We start from the raw sequence: 367 nt of genomic DNA, 5'->3' as shown, positions 1-367 counted from the left end.
CCCCTGTGGCACAAAGCCGACACCGGCGCCGACGCGTTCGTAACTCTGGAGTGGCACCAGATCGACTCCGTTGAGGGCAACCGTTCCGGACTTGCTCGGAATCATGCCGATCAGCGATTTCATCAGCGTGGTTTTGCCCATGCCGTTACGGCCCAGCACGGCGACAATTTCTTCGTCTCCGACACTCAGGTTCATATTGCGAATCACGTCACTTTGACCGTAGGCAACGTTGTAATCGGTTAGCTCAAGCATTGTTTATCTCCTCGTTTACCGGCTTGGCGATCAATGGCCCAGGTACACTTCAATGACTTTGGGATCGTTCTGAACCCGCTCCATCGAGCCTTCCGACAGCACCTTGCCCTGATGC

General features: G+C 55.3%; 1 protein-coding gene and 1 pseudogene. Both read right to left on the bottom strand.

Translation table 11 applies throughout. The features are described from left to right. A partial coding sequence (locus Q4563_RS17165; RefSeq protein WP_303605355.1) for an ATP-binding cassette domain-containing protein occupies window positions 1–252 on the bottom strand: 252 nt, incomplete at its 3' end. Between the two features lie 30 nt (window positions 253–282). Beyond that, a pseudogene (locus tag Q4563_RS17160) lies at window positions 283–367 on the bottom strand (ABC transporter ATP-binding protein); the annotation flags it as partial.

It is taken from the genome of Gilvimarinus sp. 1_MG-2023 (assembly GCF_030548285.1).
This window is presented reverse-complemented; position numbering and strand designations above follow the sequence as displayed.